The sequence below is a fragment of the Roseburia sp. AF20-18LB genome, from assembly GCF_003461185.1.
GTDB classification, from domain to species: Bacteria; Bacillota; Clostridia; order Lachnospirales; family Lachnospiraceae; genus Roseburia_C; species Roseburia_C amylophila.
In genome coordinates this window covers 1-1,534 of sequence record NZ_QTWP01000028.1, presented here as the reverse complement: position 1 = coordinate 1,534, position 1,534 = coordinate 1, and the positions used below count along the sequence as shown (strand labels likewise).

Below are 1,534 nucleotides of genomic sequence, written 5' to 3'. Positions count from 1 at the left end.
TGTACCGACCCCTAAAAGTTAGACCAAAAAATCTAACGATTGGAGGTCGGTATTTTTATGTCTAAATATAGTTATGAATTTAAAAAGAAAGTTGTAAATGCTTATCTGAATGGAGAAGGCGGTTATAAATATCTCGCCGAGCAATACGGCGTTCCTTCTCATAGTAAAGTTAAGTTATGGGTGGATAATTATAAGTCTTTTGGAGATGATGGGTTAAAACGTTCACGTCAACAAGTAAAATATTCTTTCGAAAAGAAACTTTTTGTTGTAGAGTTATATTTATCAAGTGAAATCTCATATCAAGATTTAGCTCTGCAAGAAGGAATTACTAACCCGTCTATGATAGTTGATTGGGTTAATCGCTTTCGAGCAGCTGGACCTGATGCGTTGAGGCCACGTAAGAAAGGTCGAAAGAAAATATTGGATAAACCAGATAACAATACACAAAACAAACCACTTGTAGAATCTCCTGTTGATACAAGTGTAGAACATGTAAAGGAACTAGAGGATGAACTTCTTAAGTTAAGGATAGAGAATGCCTTTTTAAAAGAACTGAGGAGACTGCGTTTAGAGGACGAAGCAAAAATGAGAGAACGGCGCGAATCATCAGCAGCCTCCGAAGACAGTTCAAACTAAAATATCTTCTCTCATATACAGGAATGCCTAAAGCAACATATATGTATTGGCAAAAAAGATTTGATAGAGAAAATCCTGATAAGGAAATCGAAGAAAAATTCCTTGAAATTAGAAAACTTCACAAGGATTACGGATATCGTCGTATGCTAGGAGAACTTCGCAATCAGGGATATGTTATCAATAAAAAGAAAGTTCAGCGAATCATGCAAAAACTCGGATTACAGGTAACCTCATTTACACGCAGGAGTAGGAAATATAGTTCATACAAAGGAAAAGTTGGAACTGTTGCGCCTAATAGAATTCGCAGACGCTTTAACACACATATACCTCATCAGAAGATCACCACAGATACAACAGAGTTTAAATACTATGAAGTTGATGTTAAAGGACATATGACTATGCACAAACTTTATCTGGATACATTTATGGATATGTGTAATGGAGAGATACTAAGCTTTGGTATTGATAAACGCCCGTCTACCAAGAATGTAATGGATGCTCTAGAAAAAGCAATAGAAGTAACATCTGATTGTCCCTATCGAAGAACCTTCCATTCGGATCAAGGATGGGCATATCAAATGAAAGCATACTCATATCGCCTTAAAGGAGAACGAATATTTCAGAGTATGTCTAGAAAGGGAAATTGTCACGATAATTCAGTGATGGAAAATTTCTTCGGACTATTAAAACAAGAAATCTATTATGGTGTAGTTTATTATAGCTATGAAGAATTGAAATCGGAAATAGAACGATATATAAAGTATTATAACGAACAACGAATAAAAGAAAAACTAGGATGGATGAGTCCTGTGCAATACAGGCTTAGCCTCTTGGCTGCATAAAAACAGCGTAGCAGCCAATAAAACTGCTACGCTTAAAAGTCTAACTTTTTGGGGTC

General features: G+C 35.9%; 1 protein-coding gene. It reads left to right on the top strand.

Features of this window, described 5'->3' with window-relative positions; all coding sequences use genetic code 11:
• The first annotated feature begins 57 nt into the window (after positions 1 to 57).
• A protein-coding gene (locus DWX65_RS14770) for an IS3 family transposase (RefSeq protein ID WP_242997898.1) occupies positions 58 to 1,478 on the top strand; the annotation gives its coding sequence in 2 pieces (ribosomal slippage) (positions 58 to 544 and positions 544 to 1,478; 1,422 coding nt in all).
• Positions 1,479 to 1,534: the final 56 nt, after the last annotated feature.